Source organism: Arthrobacter sp. NPDC057013, assembly GCF_042674585.1.
Lineage (GTDB): Bacteria > Actinomycetota > Actinomycetes > Actinomycetales > Micrococcaceae > Arthrobacter.
In genome coordinates, this window is record NZ_JBHUSE010000003.1 from 134,883 (window position 1) to 156,653 (window position 21,771).

General features: G+C 67.9%; 18 protein-coding genes. 8 read left to right on the forward strand and 10 right to left on the reverse strand.

Annotated elements, in window-relative coordinates; genetic code table 11:
• The first annotated feature begins 69 nt into the window (after positions 1-69).
• The 3 genes from ACFTSA_RS06215 (at position 70) to ACFTSA_RS06225 (ending at position 5,053) form a co-directional block, all read left to right on the forward strand.
• Positions 70-2,601 carry a Tex-like N-terminal domain-containing protein gene (locus tag ACFTSA_RS06215; RefSeq protein ID WP_377950615.1) on the forward strand — a complete coding sequence of 844 codons (2,532 nt, stop codon included), beginning with the start codon at positions 70-72 and terminating at the stop codon, positions 2,599-2,601.
• Between the two features lie 94 nt (positions 2,602-2,695).
• Entirely contained in the window at positions 2,696-4,624 is a 1,929-nt protein-coding gene (locus ACFTSA_RS06220; protein WP_377950394.1) for a gamma-glutamyltransferase family protein, read from the forward strand.
• 108 nt (positions 4,625-4,732) lie between these two features.
• On the forward strand, positions 4,733-5,053 hold the full coding sequence (locus tag ACFTSA_RS06225; RefSeq protein WP_377950395.1) for a hypothetical protein: 321 nt from the start codon (positions 4,733-4,735) through the stop codon (positions 5,051-5,053).
• 260 nt (positions 5,054-5,313) lie between these two features.
• On the opposite strand, the gene ACFTSA_RS06230 is transcribed toward ACFTSA_RS06225, so the two are convergent.
• The 3 genes from ACFTSA_RS06230 to ACFTSA_RS06240 all read right to left on the reverse strand — a co-directional run bounded on the left by ACFTSA_RS06230 (position 5,314) and on the right by ACFTSA_RS06240 (position 9,472).
• On the reverse strand, positions 5,314-7,500 hold the full coding sequence (locus tag ACFTSA_RS06230) for a DUF222 domain-containing protein (RefSeq protein ID WP_377950397.1): 2,187 nt from the start codon (positions 7,498-7,500) through the stop codon (positions 5,314-5,316).
• A 134-nt stretch (positions 7,501-7,634) separates the two neighbouring features.
• Entirely contained in the window at positions 7,635-8,495 is an 861-nt protein-coding gene (locus ACFTSA_RS06235; protein WP_377950399.1) for an SDR family oxidoreductase, read from the reverse strand.
• Positions 8,496-8,503: 8 nt separating this feature from the next.
• Positions 8,504-9,472, reverse strand: coding sequence for an MSMEG_6728 family protein (locus tag ACFTSA_RS06240; RefSeq protein WP_377950401.1), 969 nt, complete (start codon positions 9,470-9,472; stop codon positions 8,504-8,506).
• Positions 9,473-9,638: 166 nt separating this feature from the next.
• Here ACFTSA_RS06240 and ACFTSA_RS06245 point away from each other — a divergent pair, with 166 nt between their 5' ends.
• Positions 9,639-10,262: a hypothetical protein gene (locus ACFTSA_RS06245; RefSeq protein WP_377950403.1), complete on the forward strand. Its 624-nt coding sequence runs from the start codon at positions 9,639-9,641 to the stop codon at positions 10,260-10,262.
• 234 nt (positions 10,263-10,496) lie between these two features.
• On the opposite strand, the gene ACFTSA_RS06250 is transcribed toward ACFTSA_RS06245, so the two are convergent.
• Both ACFTSA_RS06250 and ACFTSA_RS06255 read right to left on the reverse strand, forming a co-directional pair.
• Positions 10,497-11,165 (reverse strand): transglycosylase family protein, encoded by a 669-nt coding sequence (locus ACFTSA_RS06250; protein ID WP_377950404.1) that lies wholly within the window; start codon positions 11,163-11,165, stop codon positions 10,497-10,499.
• Positions 11,166-11,432: 267 nt separating this feature from the next.
• Positions 11,433-14,150 (reverse strand): ABC transporter, encoded by a 2,718-nt coding sequence (locus ACFTSA_RS06255; RefSeq protein ID WP_377950405.1) that lies wholly within the window; start codon positions 14,148-14,150, stop codon positions 11,433-11,435.
• A gap of 168 nt (positions 14,151-14,318) precedes the next feature.
• Between ACFTSA_RS06255 and ACFTSA_RS06260 the strand changes: the two genes are divergently transcribed.
• A complete protein-coding gene (locus ACFTSA_RS06260) occupies positions 14,319-15,287 on the forward strand; it encodes an adenosine deaminase (RefSeq protein WP_377950616.1) in 969 nt (322 codons plus the stop codon).
• Between the two features lie 44 nt (positions 15,288-15,331).
• On the opposite strand, the gene ACFTSA_RS06265 is transcribed toward ACFTSA_RS06260, so the two are convergent.
• From ACFTSA_RS06265 to ACFTSA_RS06280, 4 genes are all read right to left on the reverse strand, one after another.
• Positions 15,332-15,964 carry a hypothetical protein gene (locus ACFTSA_RS06265; RefSeq protein ID WP_377950407.1) on the reverse strand — a complete coding sequence of 211 codons (633 nt, stop codon included), beginning with the start codon at positions 15,962-15,964 and terminating at the stop codon, positions 15,332-15,334.
• Positions 15,965-16,048: 84 nt separating this feature from the next.
• Complete coding sequence (locus tag ACFTSA_RS06270) at positions 16,049-16,870, reverse strand: CPBP family intramembrane glutamic endopeptidase (protein WP_377950409.1); 822 nt, start codon at positions 16,868-16,870, stop codon at positions 16,049-16,051.
• A gap of 242 nt (positions 16,871-17,112) precedes the next feature.
• On the reverse strand, positions 17,113-18,087 hold the full coding sequence (locus ACFTSA_RS06275; protein ID WP_377950410.1) for an aldo/keto reductase: 975 nt from the start codon (positions 18,085-18,087) through the stop codon (positions 17,113-17,115).
• A 226-nt stretch (positions 18,088-18,313) separates the two neighbouring features.
• On the reverse strand, positions 18,314-19,207 hold the full coding sequence (locus ACFTSA_RS06280) for a glucose 1-dehydrogenase (RefSeq protein ID WP_377950412.1): 894 nt from the start codon (positions 19,205-19,207) through the stop codon (positions 18,314-18,316).
• A 295-nt stretch (positions 19,208-19,502) separates the two neighbouring features.
• Between ACFTSA_RS06280 and ACFTSA_RS06285 the strand changes: the two genes are divergently transcribed.
• Positions 19,503-19,778 (forward strand): DUF2630 family protein, encoded by a 276-nt coding sequence (locus ACFTSA_RS06285; RefSeq protein ID WP_377950413.1) that lies wholly within the window; start codon positions 19,503-19,505, stop codon positions 19,776-19,778.
• A 157-nt stretch (positions 19,779-19,935) separates the two neighbouring features.
• Here ACFTSA_RS06285 and ACFTSA_RS06290 read toward each other — a convergent pair whose 3' ends face one another.
• Positions 19,936-20,235, reverse strand: coding sequence for a hypothetical protein (locus tag ACFTSA_RS06290; protein WP_377950414.1), 300 nt, complete (start codon positions 20,233-20,235; stop codon positions 19,936-19,938).
• A 254-nt stretch (positions 20,236-20,489) separates the two neighbouring features.
• On the opposite strand from ACFTSA_RS06290, the gene ACFTSA_RS06295 reads away from it, so the two are divergent.
• On the forward strand, positions 20,490-21,338 hold the full coding sequence (locus ACFTSA_RS06295) for a glycosidase (RefSeq protein WP_377950415.1): 849 nt from the start codon (positions 20,490-20,492) through the stop codon (positions 21,336-21,338).
• 130 nt (positions 21,339-21,468) lie between these two features.
• Positions 21,469-21,771 (forward strand): acylphosphatase, encoded by a 303-nt coding sequence (locus tag ACFTSA_RS06300; RefSeq protein ID WP_331572429.1) that lies wholly within the window; start codon positions 21,469-21,471, stop codon positions 21,769-21,771.

The following is a 21,771-nucleotide window of genomic DNA, read 5'->3' on the forward strand; positions in this document are numbered from 1 at the left end:
ACAAAGCCGAAGGAAACTCCCGCACCCACGCCCGTAGGCGGCCAGGGCACTGACGAAGTTGCCGCCCGGATAGCGGAACAGATCGCCGCCGAACTCGGCGTGAAGGCCTGGCAGGTGAAGGCGGCCGTGGAACTGCTCGACGGCGGCTCCACCGTTCCGTTCATCGCCCGCTACCGGAAGGAAGCCACCGGCACGCTCGACGACGGCCAGCTCCGCGAGCTCGACGAGCGCCTGCGCTACCTCCGCGAACTGGAGGACCGCCGTCGGACTGTCCTGGAGGCGATTGCCGCGCAGGGCAAGCTGACCCCGGAACTGCAGGCCGCCGTCGTGGCCGCCGATACGAAGTCCCGGCTTGAGGACATCTACCTGCCCTTCAAGTCGAAGCGGCGCACCAAGGCTCAGATCGCACGCGAGGCCGGGCTGGAACCGCTCGCCGATGCCCTGCTCAAACGCCCCGACCTTGATCCCGAGCGCGAGGCCGCCAAGTACCTGAACGCGGAGCACGCCGTCGACGACGCGGCTGCGGCGCTCGCCGGCGCCCGGGCCATCCTCGTGGAGCGCGTGGCGCAGGACCCGGACCTTGCCGAGAACCTGCGCGAGCGGCTGTGGACGCAGGGCCGGATGGTGTCCCGGGTAAAGAAGGGCAAGGAGACCGAGGGACAGAAGTTCGCGGACTACTTCGACTTTACGCAGGCGCCGTCCGGGATGCCGTCGCACCGGGTGCTGGCGCTGCTGCGCGGTGAGAAGGACGGCGTGCTCGAGCTGGACCTCGCTGAGGCGGACCCGGCCGATGATGACGCCCTCGCCGCCGCGCGCACCCGTTATGAGTCCGCCGTGGCGCGGTTCCTCGGGGTTGCCGACCGCGGCCGGCCCGCCGACCCGTGGCTGCTCCAAACCGCCCAGGTGGCATGGCGCTCCCGGGTGCTGGCACGGCTGACGGCCGACCTGCGGGGACGGATGTTCGCCGCCGCGGAGGACGAGGCTGTGCGCGTTTTCGCCGCGAACCTCCGCGACGTGCTGCTGGCGGCGCCCGCCGGAAACCGCGCCACGCTTGGCCTGGACCCCGGGCTGCGGACGGGCGTGAAGGTGGCCGTGGTCGACAAGACCGGCAAGGTGGTGGCCACGGACACCGTCTACCCGCACGCGCCGGCGCGCAAGTGGGACGATGCCCTGGCTACGCTGACCCGGCTGGCGCGGCAGCACGCCGTCGAGCTCGTGGCTATCGGCAACGGAACGGCGTCGCGCGAAACGGACAAGCTCGCGGCCGAACTGATCAAGCAGCTCTCCACCGCCGGGTCCTGGACTGGTGCGGGCACTGACGGGACGCCTTCTGCGGCGCCGCAGAAGCTAGTGGTGTCTGAGGCTGGCGCGTCCGTGTACTCGGCGTCCGCCCTGGCCGCCGCCGAGCTCCCCGGCATGGACGTGTCCCTGCGCGGCGCGGTGTCCATCGCCCGCCGGCTGCAGGACCCGCTGGCCGAGCTGGTGAAGATCGATCCAAAGTCGATCGGCGTGGGGCAGTACCAGCACGACGTCACCGCCGCGAAACTGGACCGCAGCCTGGACGCCGTGGTGGAGGACTGCGTAAACGCCGTGGGCGTCGACGTGAACACGGCCTCGCCGGCCTTGCTGAGCCGGGTGGCCGGCGTCGGGCCGCTGCTGAGCGAGAACATCGTGGCGTACCGCAACGAGCATGGGCCGTTCGCCAAGCGCAGCGAGCTGAAGAAGGTGCCGCGGCTGGGCGCCAAGGCGTTCGAACAGTGTGCCGGGTTCCTGCGGATCACCGGGGGAGCGGAACCGCTCGACGCCTCGAGCGTGCACCCCGAGGCGTACTCGGTGGCCCGGAAAATCCTGACTGCGGCAGGTGCCACACGCGGTTCCGGAGCTCCTGCAGGCATTGCCGGTCTTGCTCCGCTGGCCGATGCCGGACGGCTGAACCCGGCCGACTTTGTGGACGGCACCTTCGGCTTGCCGACCGTTCGTGACATCATCGCCGAGCTTGAGAAGCCGGGACGCGACCCCCGTCCGGCGTTCAAGGCGGCGGCGTTCTCCGAGGGCATCGAGAAGATCTCCGACCTCAAGCCTGGGATGGTCCTGGAAGGAACAGTCACCAACGTGGCCGCATTCGGTGCGTTCGTGGATGTCGGGGTGCACCAGGACGGGTTGGTCCACGTGTCCGCACTGGCGAACCGGTTTGTCGCCGATCCGCGCGAGGTGGTGAAATCCGGGCAGGTGGTGCGGGTGAAGGTGCTTGAGGCTGATCCGGAGCGGAAGCGGATCTCGCTGACGCTGAGGCTCGACGACGAACCGGCCGCAGCAGGCGACCGGCAAGCCGGCGGACGCTCGGGCGTGGAACGCGTCCGCGGCGACCGGAACCGGGAAGGCGGCCCCGGCGTCGAACGCTCGGCGGGCGGCAACCGGAACCGTTCAAGTAGTCCTGGCCAAGCTGGCGGAAAGCCGGGCCCGCGCCGGGGGAGCGATTCAGGTCAGCCAGCTGAAGATCGCAACAACGCAAGGCGCCAGCCGAAGCAGTCCGGCCAGCGTCCAGTTCCGGCGGATACCGCCATGGCCGAAGCGCTGCGGAGGGCCGGCTTGGGTAAATAGGGCTAACCGGGGCAAGCAGGACGAAACACGGGCGGAGCGTGTCGCGGGCGCCGTATCCCGGAAGGGCCGGAAACCGGTGACTACAGTAGCCCCTATGAGTTTTACGAGGCCGGAGACTTTCACCACCCGTCCTACGCTGCAGGGCACCTTCGGCATGTCCGCTACGACCCATTGGCTGGCTACCGGCACTGCACAGGCTGTGCTGGAGCGGGGCGGCAACGCGTTCGACGCGGCCACGGCGGCCGCGTTCGTGTTGCATGTGGTGGAACCGCACCTCAACGGGCCGGGCGGTGACATGACCGGCGTCTTCAGCACGGCGGAGGAACCCGGAAAACCTGTGGTCCTGATGGGCCAGGGGCCGGCCCCGGCGGGCGCGACGGTCCAGCACTTCCGCGCCGAGGGCCTGGAACTGGTGCCCGGGTCTGGTGCGCTCGCCGCGGCGGTTCCGGGCGCCGTCGATGCCTGGCTGTTGCTGCTGCGGGACCACGGAACGTGGGAACTGGCCGAAGTCCTGGATTTCGCCATCCGCTACGCGCGCGACGGCCATCCGGTGCTGGCACGTGTCGGCAGCACGATCTCGGCAGTGGCGGGACTGTTCCGCGACCACTGGCCCACCTCGGCCGAACTGTGGATGCCCGAGGGACGCATCCCCGAGGAGGGCGAGCTGGTCCGGAATCCGGCGCTTGCCCGCACCCTGCAGAAACTGGTGCAGGCCGGTGCCGGCCTCGGCGAGGCATTCGCGGCGCAGCCGGCCCACACGCGCGAGGAGCGTATCGACGCCGCCCGCCGGGAGTGGAGTGAGGGCTTCGTGGCGCGCGCCGTGGCCGAAAGCGTCCGGACACCGCACCGGCACTCGTCCGGGACCGACCACCGCGGCGTCATGACAATGGCCGACATGGCCGGGTTCCGCGCGTCGTACGAGGATGCGGCCACCTTGGAGTTCCGCGGGCACACCATCGCCAAGACCGGCCCGTGGGGGCAGGGCCCGGCCCTGCTGCAGACGCTTGCGATCCTGGCAGGCTTTGATGACGACCACCTCGACCCGTCCACCGAGCTGGGTGCGCACACCATTCTGGAGGCCCAGAAGCTCGCACTGGCGGATCGCGAGGCGTACTACGGCGACGCGGATGTCCCCCTCGGCTACCTATTGTCGGAAGGGTACGCGGCGTCGCGGCGGGAACTAATCACTGACGAGGCGTCGCACGAGTTCCGTCCGGGCTCGGTTCCGGGGCGTGAGCCGCACGTGCCTGCGCTGCGGACGGAGTATGTCCCGCCTGCGCTGTCGAACGACGACGGCGGGCCGTCCGCCTCGGGTGGTAATGCCGGCGGCGTGGGTTCTGCGGCTGCCGCTAGTGTTGGCGAACCGACGATCGGTGAACCTGCACTTGGCGAACCGGTTCTCGATGAACCCAGCGTGGCGTCCAACGGGGAAACACGCGGCGACACCTGCCACATCGATGTTGTGGACCGCTGGGGCAACATGGTTTCAGCCACGCCATCCGGTGGCTGGCTGCAGTCGTCTCCGGCGATCCCTGAGCTCGGGTTCTGCCTGGGCACGCGGCTGCAGATGACGTGGCTGGAGCCCGGAACGCCGTCCATGCTGACGCCGGGCAAACGACCGCGGACCACGCTGACGCCGACGCTGGTGCTGCGCGATGGCGTTGCTGTATCGGCGCTCGGCTCGCCCGGCGGAGACCAGCAAGACCAGTGGCAGTTGCTGTACCTGCTGCGGACGATCGTCGGCGGGTACTCGCCCCAGCAGGCCATCGATGCGCCGGCGTTTCATACGACCTCGATGCCTGGGTCCTTTTGGCCGCGCACCTGGCAGCCTGGCGGCGCGGTCGTCGAGGATCGGTTGGGCGATGACGTTATCGCCGGGCTCGAACGGCGGGGCCACCGGATCACCCGGGCAGGCGACTGGACGCTGGGACGGCTGTCCGCCGTCGTACGCGATCCCAGGACCGGCGTGCTGCAGGCTGCCGCGAATCCGCGGGGAGCGCAGGGATATGCAGCCGGACGTTAGGAGCGGACGGTCTTTCGCCCGCGTGCCCGTTGGATCGGGCGGTGAATATTCGTGCCTGCGGGCGAGAACGGGGTTTCTGGCATGGCGGTTATCTGCAAGGCTGGGGGCATGAACTACTTCTTGGAGTACACGATTCCCGCTGCCCCCGACGACGCCGAATTCGAGTTCCCGCACGACGAGATCCGCCCCGGGACCATCATTCCACTCTCGGAGACCAATGCCGACGTAGTGCACACTCCCGAGCTTCCTGCCCGCACGGGCATCATCGGTGCCACCGTGCCCGAGGCGAAACTCGAAGCCGAGCAGCTCATCACCCACAGCCGTGCGACGGAGGCGTCCCTGTACGAGGACCCCTCAAACTCGCTGCAGGCCGGCGTGGGCACCCTGGTTGCCACATTCACTGAAGGCCGCGGCTGGCAGGACGCCTAGCAGTCTCTGGTTTTCGTTTACCGAAGCGCCTGGTCCCGAATTGGGCTGGGCGTTTTCTGCTTTGAGGGGCGAAGCTAGGGAACCGTCGGTGCCGGCAGATCATGGCGCGGCTGGAACTACCAACATCCTGGCAACTTCCGGCTGTCGGTCCGGGCTGGCAGGTAGGCGCCTCGGATCGACTTGCTCGTGGACGCGGGCGTGGCTGTCCTAGTTGATACTGCTTCTGTGTTCTGCCGGCCCGGCCTGTCTTGTGGGCGGGTTCATGTTTTGTGGTGGTGGTTTTGTCGGGGTTGTTGGCGTGGGTCGATGTGGGGTGGGGGTATGAACCAGGGGATGCCGTTTTTGACGTGGATTTTCCATTGTTCCTTGTGGATCAGGTGGTGGTGGTGGGTGCAGAGGAGGACGCCGTTGTCGGTGCTGGTGGGTCCGCCTCGGGACCAGTAGGTGATGTGGTGGGCTTCGCACCAGGGTGCGGGGATGGTGCAGTTGGGGAAGGCGCAGCCTTGGTCGCGGGTGTTGAGGGCTTTGCGGATGTGGGGCGGGAAGATCCGGGTGGTGCGGCCGATGTCGAGGATGCGTCCTTGGGAGCCGAGGAGGATGGGGATGATGTCGGCGTCGCAGGCGATTTTGCGGATGGTGGAGGCGGTGACGGGGCCGGTGTAGGTGAATGTTCCGCTGCCGGTGGGTGTGGTGTAGAGGTTGGTGCCGGACCGGTTGATTTCGGACCAGTTGATGCCGGGCGGGTCGGTGGTGGCGTTGTTGGTGCTGGGCCGGGTGCCTGTCGGGGCGTCGGTATCGGCTGCCTGCCGGGTGTCTGTGGTGTCGGGTTCGGGCCAGGGTTCGCTGGGCTGCCAGGTGCCTGGCAGGAGTACGGGACCGCTGGGTTGCCATTCGTTGGGCTGGAGTCGGTCTGTTGGCGGGGTGTTGGGTTGGTTTCTGTTGTAGCGGGGGCCGCGGTTGCCGGTGGTTTGGATGCTGTTGAGGAGGTCCCGGTAGCTGACGGTGACCATGACTTGGGGGCGGAGTCCTCCGGTGGTGGGCAGGGTGCCTGCGGCGAGGGCGGCTTTGGACGCGCCGACGAGGCCGTCGAGGCGTTGCTGGGCGGGGGTGCGGCGGTCCGGGTCGGGGAGCGGGGTGGGGGCGTTGAAGGCCGCGTCGGGCTCGATGGCGGGGCTGTCGCTGCCACTGCTGCTGCCCTCTTGGCCAGGGCCAGGGGCAGTGCCGTCACCGCCATTCCCGCCGTGGTTGCCGTCGTGGGTGTCCGCGCAGTTGGTGGTGTTGGGTGGGGTGGTGCGGGGGTTGGTGGCGGTGTTCATGACGGTGGTGAGGACTTCGTATTGGTCGGTGGTGGCGCGGATTTCGAGGTGGTGGAGTCCGCCGCGTTTGTGGTGGAGGAAGACGCCCTGGCGGTGGCGGAGGTTTTCTTCGGAGGGTTCGGTGCCGTCCTGGTCGAGGGCGTCGATCCAGCGGTGGGCGATGCGGGTGAGGAAGTCGTGGTCGTTTTCGATCGCGGTTTGGGTGAGGCTGTGTTCCATTGCGGCGATCAGGGCGGGGTCGGGGGTGTGGCGGACTTTGTCCAGGGCGGTGGTGATGGTGGTTCCGGCGCGGGAGGAGATGATGCCGGCGGTGAGGGCTGCTGCGGTTTCTTCGCGTTCGGGTGGCATGGGGCGGCCGGTGAGTCCGGTGCGGGGGAGAGTGGCGGTGGCGAGGGCGAGGCGGCGGCGTGCTTCGGGGGTGCTGATCCGGAGCCGGGTGCGGAGGAACTCGGCGGTGTTGTGGGCCCCGTCATCGGCCGGGGACCAGCCCACCGCAGACGCAGACGCAGCGGCAGGGGCGGCCAAGGATGGCCGGCCTGCGGCGGCTGTGACGGCTCCAGCAGCTGCGGCCGGCTCGGACGGCGGGGCGTCGGGGGCCGGGGCGGTTTCGGGTTCGGTTCTCCAGCCGGTGGTCCATCCGGGTACCTGGCCGGCGGTTTGGGCGGCATTGATCGCCTCGGTCCTGGTCCGGTCCACCGCGCCGGCGGCGAGGACCTGGAAGTATTCGACGCGGCGGGACAGTTTCTCGGCCAGTTCCGCGAAATCGGCTGCCTGAAGGAAGTTGGCCGCGGCCAACTCCTCCGTCGCCGCGGCGGTCGCCGCGTCCAGCAGTGCCAGGGACGCCTTCAGATCAGGCGTTGCCAGCGCCGGGGACGCCGGCTCAGCCGGTGCCGTGCCAGCTGCTACCGGACCTGAAATCCCGAAAGGCGCTGCAGCAGAACTGGACCCCACCGCCATGCCGGCGGCAGCACCGCCGTCGGACGCGTCCTTTACCGGCGAGTCGGAACGGGAACCGGCAGCCTCAGAGGGAACGCTGCGAAGCCGGCCGCCACGCAGCAGGGCGGCAGCGCGAAGGCTCCGGACGTCAGTCCCGGCCGCGATGTCCGCTCGATCCTCCCCAAAGGCTTCCATAGGAAAACTATCTCAACGGTGTCTGACATTCTTTGGGGTGTTTAGCGTCGCTTCGGACCAAAAGCGAAAAAACTTTTGAAAATTTTTTGGCCCGGTCATTTGAGCCGCATCTCCACCTGGGCGGGCGCGGGTACTCAGGGGTGGCGCACTCCGACGCCAGCCAAAATGTCGCGGTAACCTTCGCGGAAGGACGGGTACTTGTACGAAAACCCTGTTCCCCGAAGCAGCGCGTTGCTGCAGCGTTTGTTTCCGCCGCGTGCGTCGCCCAGGGAACCCGGCGGGGGGACGTCCAACCCCAACTCAGCCGCCAGGAAACGCAGGACGTCGCCCAACTCAGCCGGATCGCTGTCCACGCCCAGATACACCGGCCGGAGCGCGTCAGGCATGGTGAGCAGATGCACGATGGCGCCGGCTGCGTCGTCGCGGTGGATGCGGTTGGTGTACCGCGGCTGGTCCGGAATGACGGCGGCGCCGGTTCGAACCTGGTCGATAAGCCGAGTACGGCCCGGTCCGTAGATCCCGCCAAGCCTGAGCACGACAGGTGCGGTCCTGGTCCCGTCGAGCCGCTTCAGCAGCAGCTCCTCTGCTTCACGCATGACGCGGCCCGAGAAACCCGCAGGGTCCGGCGTCGTGGATTCATCGATCCAGCGGCCGCCGGCGTCGCCGTACACAGCGGTGGACGAGACGAAGAGGACGCGGTCGGGTGCAACGCGGTCGCGTTCGAGGGCGTCGAGGACATGCGTCACCCCGTTCACGTAAGCGTTCCGGTATGCCTCTTCTGTAGAGGCATCCGCAGCCACGGCGATGACGACGGCGGTAGTGTCCTCCGGGACACGCGGCAGTTCGGCGGTGCTCAAGTCGGTGGCGGCGCCCTCGATCTCAGCCGGCAGCTTGTCCGGCGAACGGCGCCAGCCCACCACCCGGTGCCCCGCCGCGGCGAAGCGCAGACCTGTCTCGGTTCCGAGGTCGCCGCAACCGGCGAGAAGGATAGTCACAGCAGGACTCAGAGCGCCGGGACAGGGAAGAAAACGCGGGGGTCCTGCAGCAGCGCCGGGTAGTCGAACTCCGACCGGTCGATGATGTCGGTGAGCTGGAAGTTGCGTCCGAAGCGCCCGTCGTCGAGCGTGATGGGCCGGCCCACAACCATTCCGACGGCGAACCTGCTGCCGCCGTCGAACGGCACGGCGACCGGCGACTTGCCGGGAAGCGTTGAGAAGGCTGCTTCCTGGCGCTGACGCTTCCTCGACGGCTTCTTGACGAGCGGTTTGGCCGGTGCCTTCTTGGCCACCTTGGCTGGGCGGCGTGAAGTTTCCTCCGCGTAGACGAACTGGTATTCGTCGCCGTCGGATTCTCCGGCGCCCGACCCGGAACCGGCGCCTGACCCGGAACCGGGGCCAGCCCCGGCGGAACCGGAAGCAGCCGCCCGGCCCACCGCAGGCAGCCCGATCTTGTCCAGCTGCTCGGGGTCGCCGTGGCCGACGTGCTCGCGAAGAATCCAGAGCACCTCACCCTCGGGGTCCTCCGGCAGGAACTCGTGCCGGGGTTCCGGCCAGACGTACTCCAGGCCGTGCTCCGTGCCCGGGAAGACGTCTTCGTAGAAGTGCGGGTCCTTGCGGATGAGGTTGGACCGGTGGCTCAGATGGAATTCGGGGTTGCCGAGCCACGGCGGAAGCAGGATCTTGGCGGCGTAATCAGGATGCGCGGCCTGCGGGGCGAACTCGCGGATGTTGTCGCGGGTGTTGTCGGCGAAGCCGCGCTTGGTCCATTCGTCCACCATGGCCAGGCCATACAGGGTGAGCGCTGGAACGTGCCCCATCCACATACGGATGGCGGGGTGTGACTGCCATCCGTATTCCGGGATGACCAGCGCGCGGAGTGTCTGCAGCGCTTCGACGCGCTGCTTGCCGAGCCGGGGTGTGTCCAGCGCGGCCGCGCTTTGCCGGAAATCGGGGTAGGGAAGGAAGGTTTGCATCCCTTCAGTCTGCCGTCCTTGGCGCCCTGTGCCAATTGAAGTGCCGGACGGCACAACCAGCGGCCAAAATGGACCGTCCAGTGTTCACATAGTGGACCCATGCATGCGCAAGGTTGATTAATCCCCTAAGATATCCGAAACCTCAACAGCGTCTGGAAGCCAACTCATGACTCTTACCTCTCCCGCGCCCCTGTCGTCCGCCCCCGCGGAGGCGAATTCACATGCGTCACAGGAGCCTCAACTGTTCGTTCCGAAGTACGGCCAAATGCTGGGCGCCGACGCGAACGGGATCCTCGTTCTCGACGAGTTTACTCTGGACCCGGCTGCTGCGCGCAAGGACCAGCACCGTTTCCGCACCGCGCTTGCTTCCGTTGCGCTGACCCTGCGCCGGCTCGTGGCCCTGCGCGTTTTCATTGCAGTGGTGGCCGTCGCCAACCTGCCGCTCTTCCTGATGTCCACCGGCTGGTGGATCTACGCCGTTTCGCTTGCCTTGGTCATCGGCGTCCATGCCGCAGTGAACTGGCTGAACAAGCACGAGCCGCGCGTCAAGCAGCGCCACGAACTTGAGCTGCACCTGCACCGCGAACGCAGCGACAACTACCGCAAGGTGCGCGACGCCGTGAAGTTCGTCGTCGACAGCCCCGCCCGCGTCAACGAGCACCTCTACCTCGAGCTGCTGCACGCCAAGCGCGTTGCCCTGCACCTCGCCTCCGGTACTGTCGCCCTGCTGGACACCAGCGACGACGCCGCCTGGAAGGTGCGCATCGTCCGGGAGCTTCCCGCGGCCTAAGGCCGAATACTGACGGTTCCAGCCGTCACGCTGTAGAGATTTAAGAATGACGCCGGGCGTCCCCACTCAGGGGGCGCCCGGCGTCGTAGTTTCTGGAGGCAGAGCCAAGAAGGCCGGGCGCAGAAAGTCCGGAACACAGAGACGCCAGACAAAACAACGCCGGGCGGCCCCCGGAAAGGGACCGCCCGGCGTCGAGCTTCAAGGGAAGTGCCGCTAAGCGACCGACCGAGCAGCCTAGGCCGGGAGCTGCAGAACCTGGCCCACGAACACGAGGTTCGGGTTGCTGATCGTGTCAGCATTGGCGTCGGCGAGGTGCTGCCAGCCGCCCTGGATGCCGAGCTTGTCGGCGATCTTGCTCAGGGTGTCGCCGTCCTGGACGGTGTAGGTCTCGCCGCTCACCGCGATGGCGGCAGCGTGACGCGCCTGGACAGGAGCCTCGGCCACCGGGGCCTGGGCAACGGGTGCGGTCTGAACCGGAGCCTGGACGGGTGCGGCCTGGACCGGAGCGCTCTGCGGCAGGATCTGCGGCGCCGGAGCGCCACCGCCGCCGGCCAGGCCGAGCTTCGCGGAGCAGGCGGGCCATGCGCCCCAGCCCTGGCTGGCCTGGACCTTTTCGGCCACGGCGATCTGCTGGGCGCGCGAAGCGCTCTGGGGTGAGCCGGTTCCGCCGTAAGCGGCCCAGGTCTGCGGGGTGAACTGCAGGCCGCCGGAGAAGCCGTTGCCGGTGTTGGTGGACCAGTTGCCGCCGCTCTCGCACTGGGCGAGGGCGTCCCAGGTGGAGGCGCTTGTGGCGGTGGGTGCTGCAGCGTTGGCGGCAGTCGCGGAGAGCGCAAGGGTTGCGGCGGAAACGGCGGCCAGGGTGACACCACGGCGCGCGGCAGTGCTGAGAGTGGATTTCTTCATTTTGGGATGCTCCTGAGGCCACCCGCGCTCGGTCCGTCCCCGGACGTTGTCGCGCTACTGCCCGCCCCTGACGAACTAGAGGTCATTTCGGTGTCCGCCGGCCGGGCAGTAACTGGTGGAGGCGGCACCGGGCATTCATGGGCCCGCGTTGCGCGGGCATGTGCCCCAGCCTAGAGGTGTCGCGCGCCGTTATCAAATCGAGATAATCATTGACAGTCAAGCGGTTTTAGGCAGTCGGAGCTGCCGGGCACGGGGACCGGAGTGCTGCTATTCGGCACTCCGGCCCAGCGCAGAAGAGCCGAGCGCGGAAGCCAGGTACGGCGCCGTCCGGCTGTCTGGTGAACCGGCGACGGCGTCGGGCGTTCCGGCGGCAACGATCTTGCCGCCGGCATCACCACCGGCCGGCCCGAGGTCGATCACCCAGTCCGCTTCCGCCACCACGTCCATTTCGTGCTCCACAACGACCACCGTGTTTCCGGCGTCGACGAGGCGCTGGAGCTGGGCCATGAGGAGGCGTACGTCGGCCGGGTGGAGCCCTGTGGTGGGTTCGTCCAGCAGGTAGAGAGTGTGGCCGCGGCGTGCCCGCTGCAGTTCGGTGGCGAGCTTGATGCGTTGGGCTTCACCGCCGGACAGTTCGGTGGCGGGCTGGCCCAGCCGCAGGTAGCCCAGCCCGACTTCCCGGAGCGTCTGCAGGCTGCGGGCCGCCGAGGGAACCTCCGCGAGGAATTCCGCGGCGGCATCAACTGTCAGGCCCAGGATCTCGGCCACGTTCCTGCCGTTGTAGGTGACTTCGAGGGTTTCGGGGTTGTAGCGGGAACCGTCACATTCCGGGCAGGGCCCATAGCTGCCGGGCAGGAACAGCAGTTCGACGGCCACGAACCCCTCGCCCTGGCAGGTTTCGCAGCGCCCGCCGGCCACGTTGAAGGAGAAACGCCCGGCACCGTATCCGCGGGCCCGGGCTTCGTCTGTGGCGGCGAATTCCTTGCGCACGGCGTCGAAGAGTCCGGTGTAGGTGGCCAGGTTGGACCGGGGCGTGCGGCCGATCGGCTTCTGGTCCACGGTCACCAGCCGGTCCACGTGGTGCAGGCCGGTAACGGTTCCGACGCTCAGCGGCGTGCCGGGGCCGCCGGCGTCCACGGGCTGGTCCCCGGCGGTTCCCCCGGACTCCGGGCCGTCCGCGCCAGCGTCGCCGTGCAGTTCGGATCCGACCACCTCAGCCAGCACGTGGCTGACCAGCGTCGACTTGCCCGAGCCGGAGACTCCGGTGACGGCTGTGAGGACCCGCAGCGGGATGGACGCGTCGAGGCCGCGGAGGTTGTGGCGTGAGATGTCGTTCAGTTCCAGCCAGGCACCGGGCTCCCGACGGCGGCCGGTACGGACGCCGCTGCCCGGCCTGTTGGCGCCGGGCTCACCGGTGCCGTGCGCACGGTCGTTGGACGCCCCGGCGCGGGGACCGCCGGCGGTGCTGTCGCCGTCGTCGGTTTCAGCGTCACCCAAACGGCCGCGAGAGCCATCCGGCACGAGGAACGGGCGCGTGACGGAAGCCTCGACGTCGGCGAGGCCGGCCACAGGGCCGCTGTAGAGCACCTCGCCGCCGCCCTCTCCGGCCCGGGGACCCACGTCCACGAGCCAGTCGGCGCGGCGCACGATGTCCATGTTGTGCTCCACCACGAACACGGAGTTGCCCGACGATTTCAGCTGCTCCAGCACCGTCAGCAGTGGCTCGGCGTCGGCGGGGTGCAGCCCGGCAGAGGGCTCGTCCAGCACATAGACCACGCCGAACAGACCCGAGCGCAGCTGTGTGGCGATCCGGAGCCGCTGCATTTCGCCGGGGGAGAGCGTGGGAGTGGGCCGGCCCAGTGCCAGGTAGCCGAGCCCCAGGTCCAGCAGGACAGTGATCCGCTGGAGGAGGTCGCGTGTGATGGCCACGGCCACCTCGTTGCTTTCGCCGGAGGACAGCTTGCGGGAGGCGGTTCCGGCGGCCTTCAACTGGGTGGTCGGGCGGATGATGTCCGCCAGTTCGGCCATCGGCACGGCGTTGAGGTCGGCGATCGTCCTGCCGGCGAACGTGACGGCCAGGGCCTCGGGGGTGAGTCCGCTGCCGCTGCACCGCTGGCAGGGGCCGGTTTCCATGAAGCGGAGCACGCGTTCGCGCATCGTGTTGCTCTTGGAATCCGCCAGAGTGTGCAGCACGTGGCTCTTGGCGCTCCAGAACTTGCCCTTGTACGGCTTGGCCACCCGGTCGCGCTGCGGGGTAATTTCCACGACCGGCTGCTCCCCGGTGAAAAGGATCCAGTCGCGGTCCTTCCGGGGCAGGTCCTGCCAGGGCGTGTGGACGTCGTAGCCCAGGTGGGTGAGGATGTCGCGCAGGTTCTTGCCCTGCCACGCCGTGGGCCAGGCGGCGATGGCTCCGTCCCGGATGCTCAGCGACGGGTCGGGAACCAGCGAGGCTTCGCTCACGGTGTGTGCGACGCCCAGGCCGTGGCACTCGGGGCATGCTCCGGCGGCGGTGTTGGGGGAGAAGGCGTCCGAGTCCAGCGGGCTCGCCCCGGCCGGGTAGCTGCCGGCGCGCGAGAACAGCATCCGGAGCGAGTTGGACAGTGTGGTCACCGTTCCCACCGTGGAACGGCTGCTCGGTGTGCCGCGGCGCTGCTGAAGCGCGACGGCGGGCGGCAGCCCGGTGATCATCTCCACCTTGGGGTTGTGGCCCTGTTGGATGAGGCGGCGGGCGTACGGGGCGACGGATTCGAAGTACCGGCGCTGGGCTTCGGCGTAGATCGTGCCGAACGCCAGCGAGGACTTGCCAGATCCCGAGACGCCGGTGAAGGCCACGATCGCGTCGCGCGGGACGGCCACGTCCACGTTGCGAAGGTTGTTCTCACGGGCACCGCGCACCCGGACAAAGCCGTCGGCAGAGTGGTGGGCGCCGGTTTCCGGGCTCCAGTCCAGACCGGCCAAGGGATCAGCATACTCTTCAGTCCGCATCTGTTCGACTCTAGCGGTGATGGCGGATCCGGGGACTATTCTGTCGGGGTGAACACTTACGACGCCGCCGCCGAACCAATCGATCCCGCTGCTCTTTCAGGTCAAACCGGCCCTTCAGATCAGACTCTGCCTTCAGCTGAAGAGGAGTTGGTGGCGCCCCCGTCGCCGATGCCCTTGGCGGAGCTCCACCTTCACATTGAGGGGACGCTGGAGCCGGAGCTGATCTTTGCGCTCGCTGAACGGAACGGGATCGAGCTGCCGTATGCAAACCTGGACGAGCTGCGGAGCCGGTACGAGTTCACGGACCTGCAGTCGTTTCTCGATCTGTACTACGCCAACATGGCCGTGCTGCGGACCGAACAGGACTTTGCGGACATGACGCGGGCCTACCTGACGCGGGCCGCGGCGGCCGGGGTGCGGCATGCGGAAATCATGATGGATCCGCAGGCACACCTTTCGCGCGGAGTCGCTCTGGAGACCTGCGTGAACGGGGTCGCCTCTGTCCTCGCCACCTCTGAGGAAGAGTTCGGCATTTCCACGCTGCTGATCGCCGCCTTCCTCCGCGACCTGTCCGAGGACTCGGCCCTTGAGGTCTTGGAAGGCCTTCTGGGGATGAACGCCCCGATCGCCGGCATCGGCCTGGACTCCGCAGAGGTGGGCAACCCGCCGTCGAAATTCACCCGGCTGTTCGCCCGGGCCGGCGAAGCAGGCCTGCGGAAGATTGCACACGCGGGGGAGGAGGGCCCGCCGTCGTACATTGTGGAGGCTCTGGACGTGCTGGGCGTGGAGCGGATCGACCATGGGATCCGGTGCATGGAGGACCCCGAGCTCGTGGAGCGGCTGGTCGATGAACATGTGCCGCTGACGGTCTGTCCGCTGTCGAACGTCCGGCTGCGCGCCGTGGACATGCTGGCCGCGCACCCGCTGCCGGCGATGCTGGCCGCCGGGCTCAACGTCAGCGTGAACTCGGACGACCCGGCGTACTTCGGCGGCTATGTGGACACCAACTTCGCCCAACTGGAATCGGTGCTGGGGTTGTCCGAGTTCGACCGCGTCAGACTCGCCGCGAACTCCATCAGGTCGTCGTTCGCCAGCGAGGAGCGGAAGCACGAGCTGCTGGCCGAACTGTCGGGCTAGGCTCCGGATTAGCTTGCGGCGGGGTCCCGGCCGTGGCCGGAGGGTTACGGCCTAAGCGGGTCCGCGGAAGCCGGGCCGGCCGTAACCGGGACCGGCGCACCCGTCCGGATGATCCACGAGCCCAGCGCCGCCGTGACCAGCCCGATCGGGATCCCGTACGGCGGCAGCCCGGCGTTGTAGCCCAGGAAACCGGCGACGACGAATGCCACGCAGATCCACGCGGGGAACATGCCTGAGCGCCAGCCGGCCATGCCAAAAAACATCCAGCCCACGCTGAAGAGCACGTAGCTGGACAGCCCCCCGACCGCCAGCATTCCGGACCCGCCCGCGAGGATCGCGCCGGGGGCGACCTCGGCAATCCAGGGTCCGGCAAAGCCGTCGAACCACATGTTGCCGGCCATGTCCAGGGTGCCCACGAGCGCGATGCAGAACCCGGCGGCGCCGAGTCCGCCCGCCCGGGCGCCGAGCCGGAAGTAGACGGATACCAGCGCGAGGGTGAGCCCGATGAAGACCACCCAGTAGAGGGCGTTCGTGACCTGGAAGGGCGTCTGCCGCATCATCTCGATCCGGTCGAGGCTCCGATCGGCGGCGAGCAGGCGCGCCAGGTCCACAGCGGCGAAGAGGAGTCCGGACGCCACGGCGATGGGGCCCGCGGCTTTGGCTAGCGGCGAGGACATGTTTCCTCCTGACGTGGATTGGGGTGTCGGGTCCTGAAGGAAGGCGCCGGTGCCGTGCGCCCGGCGCCAATCACCCGCCGTCGTTCACGTGGGACGCATTCGGAACGGGAAACGCCCGACGGCGGTGGCCGAGCGGGGTGCCTTGCGCCAGGCCCGGCGGTCCAGGACCACGGTGGCAAGCACCGCCAGGACGACGGCGAGGAAGTAGATCAGCTCAGCGCGGCCGGCGGCGGCTGCGGCGAAGCCGAAGGACCCGACCGTGAAAGTGCCCTGGCTGTTGTGGAACAGAAGCGTCAGCAGGACACTGCCGCCGGTGCGGTTGAACAACCAGACGTAGAGGAACGTGATGGCGAACGTCGTCGGCAGGCCGATCACGCTCAGCCCGAAAAAGAGGACCAGCGGCAGGTGCCACAGCGTCACGAGCGCGCCCAGGATTGCCGCGGACAGCAGAGGCGGACGCGATGCCTGGAGGAGCGGGAGGGCGTAACCGCGGAAGCCTGGCTCTTCGCCGAGTGCACCGTCCAGGGGATTCACCAGCCGGACGGCGAACACGGTCAAAAGCCCGCTCCACGTCAGCTGTTTGAGACCCGGGGCGGCGGCGCCTAATGCCACGGTGATGAATCCGGTGACGAGGACGAGTGCCACAGGGAGCAGGAGAGCCACCGCGTACCAGAGCCAGCCGACGCGCCACCGGATCAGCCGCCGGCCCCAGACGCGGAACCCGGGCCGCCCCTCCGTCAGGGCTATGACAATAACCGCGGAGGCCAGCGGACCTACTGGCAGGAATTCCATGCGGGGCATCAGCCCGGCCGCGAAGAACGGCCATGAGGCCCAGGAAATGGCGTAGGCCAGAATGAAGAAAGCCAGAAGCCTGTGGTGTTTTAGCCAGCCCATAGAACGGCGCATTGCGGCTCCAAACGGTCTGAAGATGCTCCCATTGTCCGCCCGTGCCGCTCCGCTGCGCCAGCAGGCGATGCATCCCCGCAAGCCGGCCGCAGGGGCCGGCTGCACCTGGCTTCCGGCGGGCATCCGACGCGGACCTCCGCCGGGGTGACGTGGTGTTCGTCAGCCCCGGGGACATCGCCGGGCTCGGCCTGAGTGATGGCTCGTTCGTGCCGCCGCTTCCGGCGGACGCGCCGGCGCGGGTTCTAGGTATCGATCGAGGTCATGTGCGGGTAGCGCGCCCCTGCGGCCGCGCCAGCCGGGGCCAGTTCATCGAGACGGGCAAGGTCCGCGGCAGAAAGCTCGACGTCGGCCGCACCCAGGTTCTCGGCCAGTCGTTCGCGCTTCTTGGTGCCCGGAATGGGGACGATGTGCTCACCCTGCGCGAGCAGCCACGCCAGGGCGAGCTGCGCCGGACTGCACTGCTTCTCATCCGCGAGTTCCTTGACCCGGTCCACGAGCTGCAGGTTCCGGGTGAAGTTCTCGCCCTGGAAGCGGGGTGAGTGGCGCCGGAAATCGTCTTCAGCAAAATCGTCGGGGCTGCGCAGCTGGCCGGTGAGGAAGCCCCGGCCGAGGGGGCTGTAGGGCACGAACCCGATTCCCAGCTCCGCCAGAACCGGGAAGACCTTCGTTTCCGGTTCCCTCTCCCAGAGCGAATACTCAGTCTGCAGCGCAGTGATCGGATGGACGGCGTGCGCCCTGCGGATGGTGTCGGCGCTGGCCTCCGACAGGCCCAGGTAACGGACTTTGCCGGCCTCGACGAGCTCCGCCATCGCTCCGACGGTGTCCTCGATGGGGACGGTCTTGTCCACCCGGTGCTGGTAGTAGAGGTCAATGTGGTCTACGCCGAGGCGCTGCAGGCTTGCGTCGCAGGCGGAGCGGACGTATTCGGGGCGGCCATTGATGCCCACCCAGGATCCGTCGTCGCGCCGTTCGTTGCCGAACTTGGTGGCCAGGACCACGTCCGAACGCCGCCCGGCGATGGCCCTGCCCACCAGTTGCTCGTTGGTGAACGGGCCGTACATGTCTGCGGTGTCCAACAGGGTTCCGCCGGCGTCCAGGAAGGCGTGGATGGTGGCGATGGACTCGCTGTCGTCGCCGGTGCCGTAGAACTCGCTCATGCCCATGCAGCCGAGGCCGAGGCTGGAGACTGAAAGTGTGCCTAGTGTGCGGGATTCCATGGGGCTCTCCTCAAGTGGATTACGGGAGTGGCTCAGGGAGGTGCGTGTAGTCGCCACTATAAGTCGGTTCGCGGCGTTTTTGCTCCGCTTTCGTGCTGCGGAGTCGCCGCCGGCCCCGGGCGTCCCGCGTACTGACGCGGTTCCCGGCGGCTGGCGGCGGTGCTGCTTCCTGAAGTGGTGCAGAAATGCGCAGGCTACGGTCCCGGCAGCACGGCCCCGGCAGCAGTTAAGGCGTGGGGCTGCCGCCGTTGACGTTCAGGGTCTCGCCCACCACGAAGCTCGACTCCGCCGAGGCCAGGAACACGTAGGCCGGGGCGAGTTCGGCGGGCTGTCCGGCCCGGCCCAGGGGAGTGTCCTTGCCGAACTCGGGGAGGGCTTCCTTGGGCTGGCCGCTGCTGACCTGCAGGGGCGTCCAGATCGGCCCTGGAGCCACGGCGTTCACCCGGATGCCCTTCGGTGCCAGCTGCTGGGCCAGCCCCTTGGTGAAGTTGTTGATGCTGGCCTTCGTGGTGGCGTAGTCAACGAGGGTCGGCGACGGGTTGTACGCCTGGATCGACGTCGTGTTGATGATCGTTGAGCCGGCGGGAAGGTGCGGCACGGCGGCCCTGGTGAGCCAGAACATGGCATACACGTTGGTCTTCTGCGTGTGGTCGAACTGCTCGTCGGTGATGTCCCCGATGTCCTCCTGCGCCACCTGCTTGCCGGCGTTGTTCACGAGGAGGTCCAGGCCGCCCAGTTCCTGCAGCGCGGTGTCCACCAGCTTCTGGCAGGTGGCGGCGTCCTTGAGGTCGCCGGGCACCTTCACGGCCTTGCGGCCGGCCTTCTCGATCAGGTTCGCGATCTTCGCGGCGTCTTCCTCCTCCTCGGGAAGGTAGGAAAGCACGACGTCGGCCCCTTCCCGGGCGAAGGCGATCGCCGTCGCAGCGCCGATGCCTGAGTCGGCGCCGGTGACGATGGCCTTCCTGCCGTCGAGGCGGCCGGTGCCGCGGTAGGTGTCCTCGCCCAGATCGGCTTTAGGTTCAAGTTTGGCGTCCAGGCCGGGCTCGGGCTGGTGCTGCTTGGGCGGGGAGATGTGCTCGTAAGCGGTGACGGGATTCTTGAACGTGTACTGGTCGGTCATGGTTCTCCTCCGTGGTGGTGTTGAACGCGGACAGGATCATCTTGCTCCGGGCGGTGCTGGCATTGCGGTAATGCTAAGCATGCTTACCGTCCACCCTAACGAGACGACGGCGGGCCCGCCAGTGCTGCGGCCGTCGCGGACTGAGGAGGGGCAAGGTTTTGCTCGGAATGACGGGGAATTGCCCCTTTCCCGGGCTGTGTCACGTGACTAGGCTGGCAGTCCAGCCCCGCCGCGAACAGTTTTCGGTGGCGGTGCCAAAGTGAATCCGGCCCGCGGTAACCAAGGAGTGAAGGCGATGGACAACCAGGACATTCTGCAGCGCATCCAGGCGCTGGTTGACGAAGAGCATCAGCTCCGTGAGCCGGCGGGTTCGGGACCCGCCGGCGGGGGCAATTCCGACGAGGATGACGACGGCCGGACTGAACGCCGCGCCCGGCTGCGGCAGGTGGAAGAGGCGTTGGATCAATGCTGGGACCTATTGCGCCAGCGCCGGGCAAAGGCCAAGGCGGGTGAAGATCCCAACGAGGCTGATGCCCGCCCCGTCAATGAGGTGGAAGGCTATGTCCAGTAGGAAGCCAGTCCAGTAGGAAGCCGGTCCAGTAGGCAGGCGGTCCAGTAGGCAGGCGGGTCAGCAAGGAGTCCAGGGTGCTGGGGCGAGGCGCGGCGGCATGGGAGGGGGCGGCCGCCGTAGGCAGCCGCCCCTCCGTGTTGATGGTTACTGCCGGCCGCTACTGTTCCTGGCCGCTGTGCAGTCCGTCGTCGCTGCTGTCCGCGGCCGCGGCGTCGCCGACGTCGTCGGAGAGATCCATGTTGCCGCGGGCTTCCTCCATGGTGGGGCCGCCGGACGGGACGCTGTAGCGCTCCGGGCGGATGCCGTGCGACTGCTCCTCGATGAGGGCCTGCTCCTCGCTGAAGCGGATGGCGTTGGCATCGTCACCCGCGTCGCCGGGAACGTCGTCGCGGAGTTTTGACGGGTCCGGAACGATAAAGCCGTCTGCCTTGCTGCTGTGTTCACTCACTGGAATCATCCCTTCCGTTGGTGCCTCGCTCTATGTGGTAAGCCTACTTTCTATTCTTCCCGCCGGGAATCGGGCCGCGCAGGTGAGCAACAAGCTGGACTGCGAAGCGGCAGCGAGGGCCGAAAAAGCGAGATTTCCGGCTCAGTTCAGGTGTAATCTCCGTCATAGTCGGTCACGACACACAATGTTTACCCGACAAAGTCGCCAGATTCGCCCAGCACTTGGCAGACTACTGGGGGAACAATCGCTCTGTAAGGGGAACCATGCGCAAGACTGCCGCCGAAAACACCAACATCCGCCTTAAGGCCGTGCTGGACGTTCTGGCAGAGGGGGTGTTGTCGGGTGAATCGCAGAACGCCGGTGCCGTGCTGGCTGAAGCGCTCGTCCGGGTTCCGCTGAACGCCTACGAGGCTGAACTCCTCAGCGGCGGCATTCCCCGCGGCCACAAATCACTGACCACCGCTACGGCCAAGCTGGTCAAGGCCGGCTGGCTGGTCAAGGGACGCTCCGGCTGGACCATTACCGAGGACGGACAGCGCGCAACGGTCGCTTTCCCGGACGCGGCCAGCTTCTCGGCAGCGCTCGACGCCGGTACTCCGGTCCCTGCCGACACGCCCCTTCCGGTGGCCGCACCTGCCAAGCCGGCGGCCAAGAAGGCAGCCGCTGCAAAGGCCGAGAAGGCTCCGTCCAAGGCCGCGAAGGTTGTTGACAAGGCGGCCAAGCTGATCGAGGACGCTGTTGCTCCGGTGGCCAAGGCGGTCCTGAAGAAGGCAGAGGCCGAGGCCGAAGCACAGGCTCCCGCAGAAACCGTCGACCAGCCGGCCGCCGTGGCCGTGGCCGGCGACTTCAACACCCTGCTGGGCGCCCCGGAGAACTGGGCGCCGCAGTACGACGAAGCGCAGATGCAGCTGGACGAGCTGGACCAGCTCTGGAAGCTGTCGGCTGAGATCCCGGCTGGCTACTACAACTTCAAGATCGCCCTCAACCGTTCCTGGGAAGAGAACTACGGCGCGTTCGGTGCGTTCGATGGAGCCAACCACGAACTGCACCACTCCGGCGGTCAGCTCACCATCCGCTACGACCACCGGACGCGGGACATCACCGTCAACTGATCCGTCCGGCCGAGGCCCCGCTGCAGCACCTGCTGCAGCGGGGCCTCGCTGTTCCTGACGTTAGTTGTTCAGGCCTGTGCCCGCCGGTCGAGCCTGTCGAGACCAAGGCCGCCGGCGCTACATTGGTTCCATGACTGACTCGAAGGCAGCAGACCCGGACAGCGTCCGCCTCACCGCACGCGTCACGGGAATGGTCCAGGGCGTCGGATTCCGCTACTGGACCGCGCGCAAGGCCGACGAGCTCGGCCTGACCGGTTCGGTCAGGAACGACGACGACGGTTCGGTCGCCGTCGTCGCGGAGGGACCGCAGCCGGACATCGTCGAATTCAGGCGCTGGCTCGGATCGTCCCAGGCACCGGGCAGGGTGTCGCACGTCGACGAGAAGGTTTCCCCGGCTGAAGGCGGCTTCAGGAGTTTCCAGGTCGTCGGCTGA

What these genes read in the sequence shown, in the direction of transcription:
- ACFTSA_RS06220 (WP_377950394.1), top strand. Translation starts at nt 2,696, where the DNA reads ATGAGTTTTACGAGGCCGGAGACTTTCACCACCCGTCCTACGCTGCAG.
- ACFTSA_RS06225 (WP_377950395.1), top strand. Translation starts at nt 4,733, where the DNA reads ATGAACTACTTCTTGGAGTACACGATTCCCGCTGCCCCCGACGACGCC.
- ACFTSA_RS06230 (WP_377950397.1), bottom strand. Translation starts at nt 7,500, where the DNA reads ATGGAAGCCTTTGGGGAGGATCGAGCGGACATCGCGGCCGGGACTGAC.
- ACFTSA_RS06240 (WP_377950401.1), bottom strand. Translation starts at nt 9,472, where the DNA reads ATGCAAACCTTCCTTCCCTACCCCGATTTCCGGCAAAGCGCGGCCGCG.
- ACFTSA_RS06245 (WP_377950403.1), top strand. Translation starts at nt 9,639, where the DNA reads ATGACTCTTACCTCTCCCGCGCCCCTGTCGTCCGCCCCCGCGGAGGCG.
- ACFTSA_RS06250 (WP_377950404.1), bottom strand. Translation starts at nt 11,165, where the DNA reads ATGAAGAAATCCACTCTCAGCACTGCCGCGCGCCGTGGTGTCACCCTG.
- ACFTSA_RS06255 (WP_377950405.1), bottom strand. Translation starts at nt 14,150, where the DNA reads ATGCGGACTGAAGAGTATGCTGATCCCTTGGCCGGTCTGGACTGGAGC.
- ACFTSA_RS06260 (WP_377950616.1), top strand. Translation starts at nt 14,319, where the DNA reads ATGCCCTTGGCGGAGCTCCACCTTCACATTGAGGGGACGCTGGAGCCG.
- ACFTSA_RS06265 (WP_377950407.1), bottom strand. Translation starts at nt 15,964, where the DNA reads ATGTCCTCGCCGCTAGCCAAAGCCGCGGGCCCCATCGCCGTGGCGTCC.
- ACFTSA_RS06270 (WP_377950409.1), bottom strand. Translation starts at nt 16,870, where the DNA reads ATGCGCCGTTCTATGGGCTGGCTAAAACACCACAGGCTTCTGGCTTTC.
- ACFTSA_RS06275 (WP_377950410.1), bottom strand. Translation starts at nt 18,087, where the DNA reads ATGGAATCCCGCACACTAGGCACACTTTCAGTCTCCAGCCTCGGCCTC.
- ACFTSA_RS06280 (WP_377950412.1), bottom strand. Translation starts at nt 19,207, where the DNA reads ATGACCGACCAGTACACGTTCAAGAATCCCGTCACCGCTTACGAGCAC.
- ACFTSA_RS06285 (WP_377950413.1), top strand. Translation starts at nt 19,503, where the DNA reads ATGGACAACCAGGACATTCTGCAGCGCATCCAGGCGCTGGTTGACGAA.
- ACFTSA_RS06290 (WP_377950414.1), bottom strand. Translation starts at nt 20,235, where the DNA reads ATGATTCCAGTGAGTGAACACAGCAGCAAGGCAGACGGCTTTATCGTT.
- ACFTSA_RS06295 (WP_377950415.1), top strand. Translation starts at nt 20,490, where the DNA reads ATGCGCAAGACTGCCGCCGAAAACACCAACATCCGCCTTAAGGCCGTG.
- ACFTSA_RS06300 (WP_331572429.1), top strand. Translation starts at nt 21,469, where the DNA reads ATGACTGACTCGAAGGCAGCAGACCCGGACAGCGTCCGCCTCACCGCA.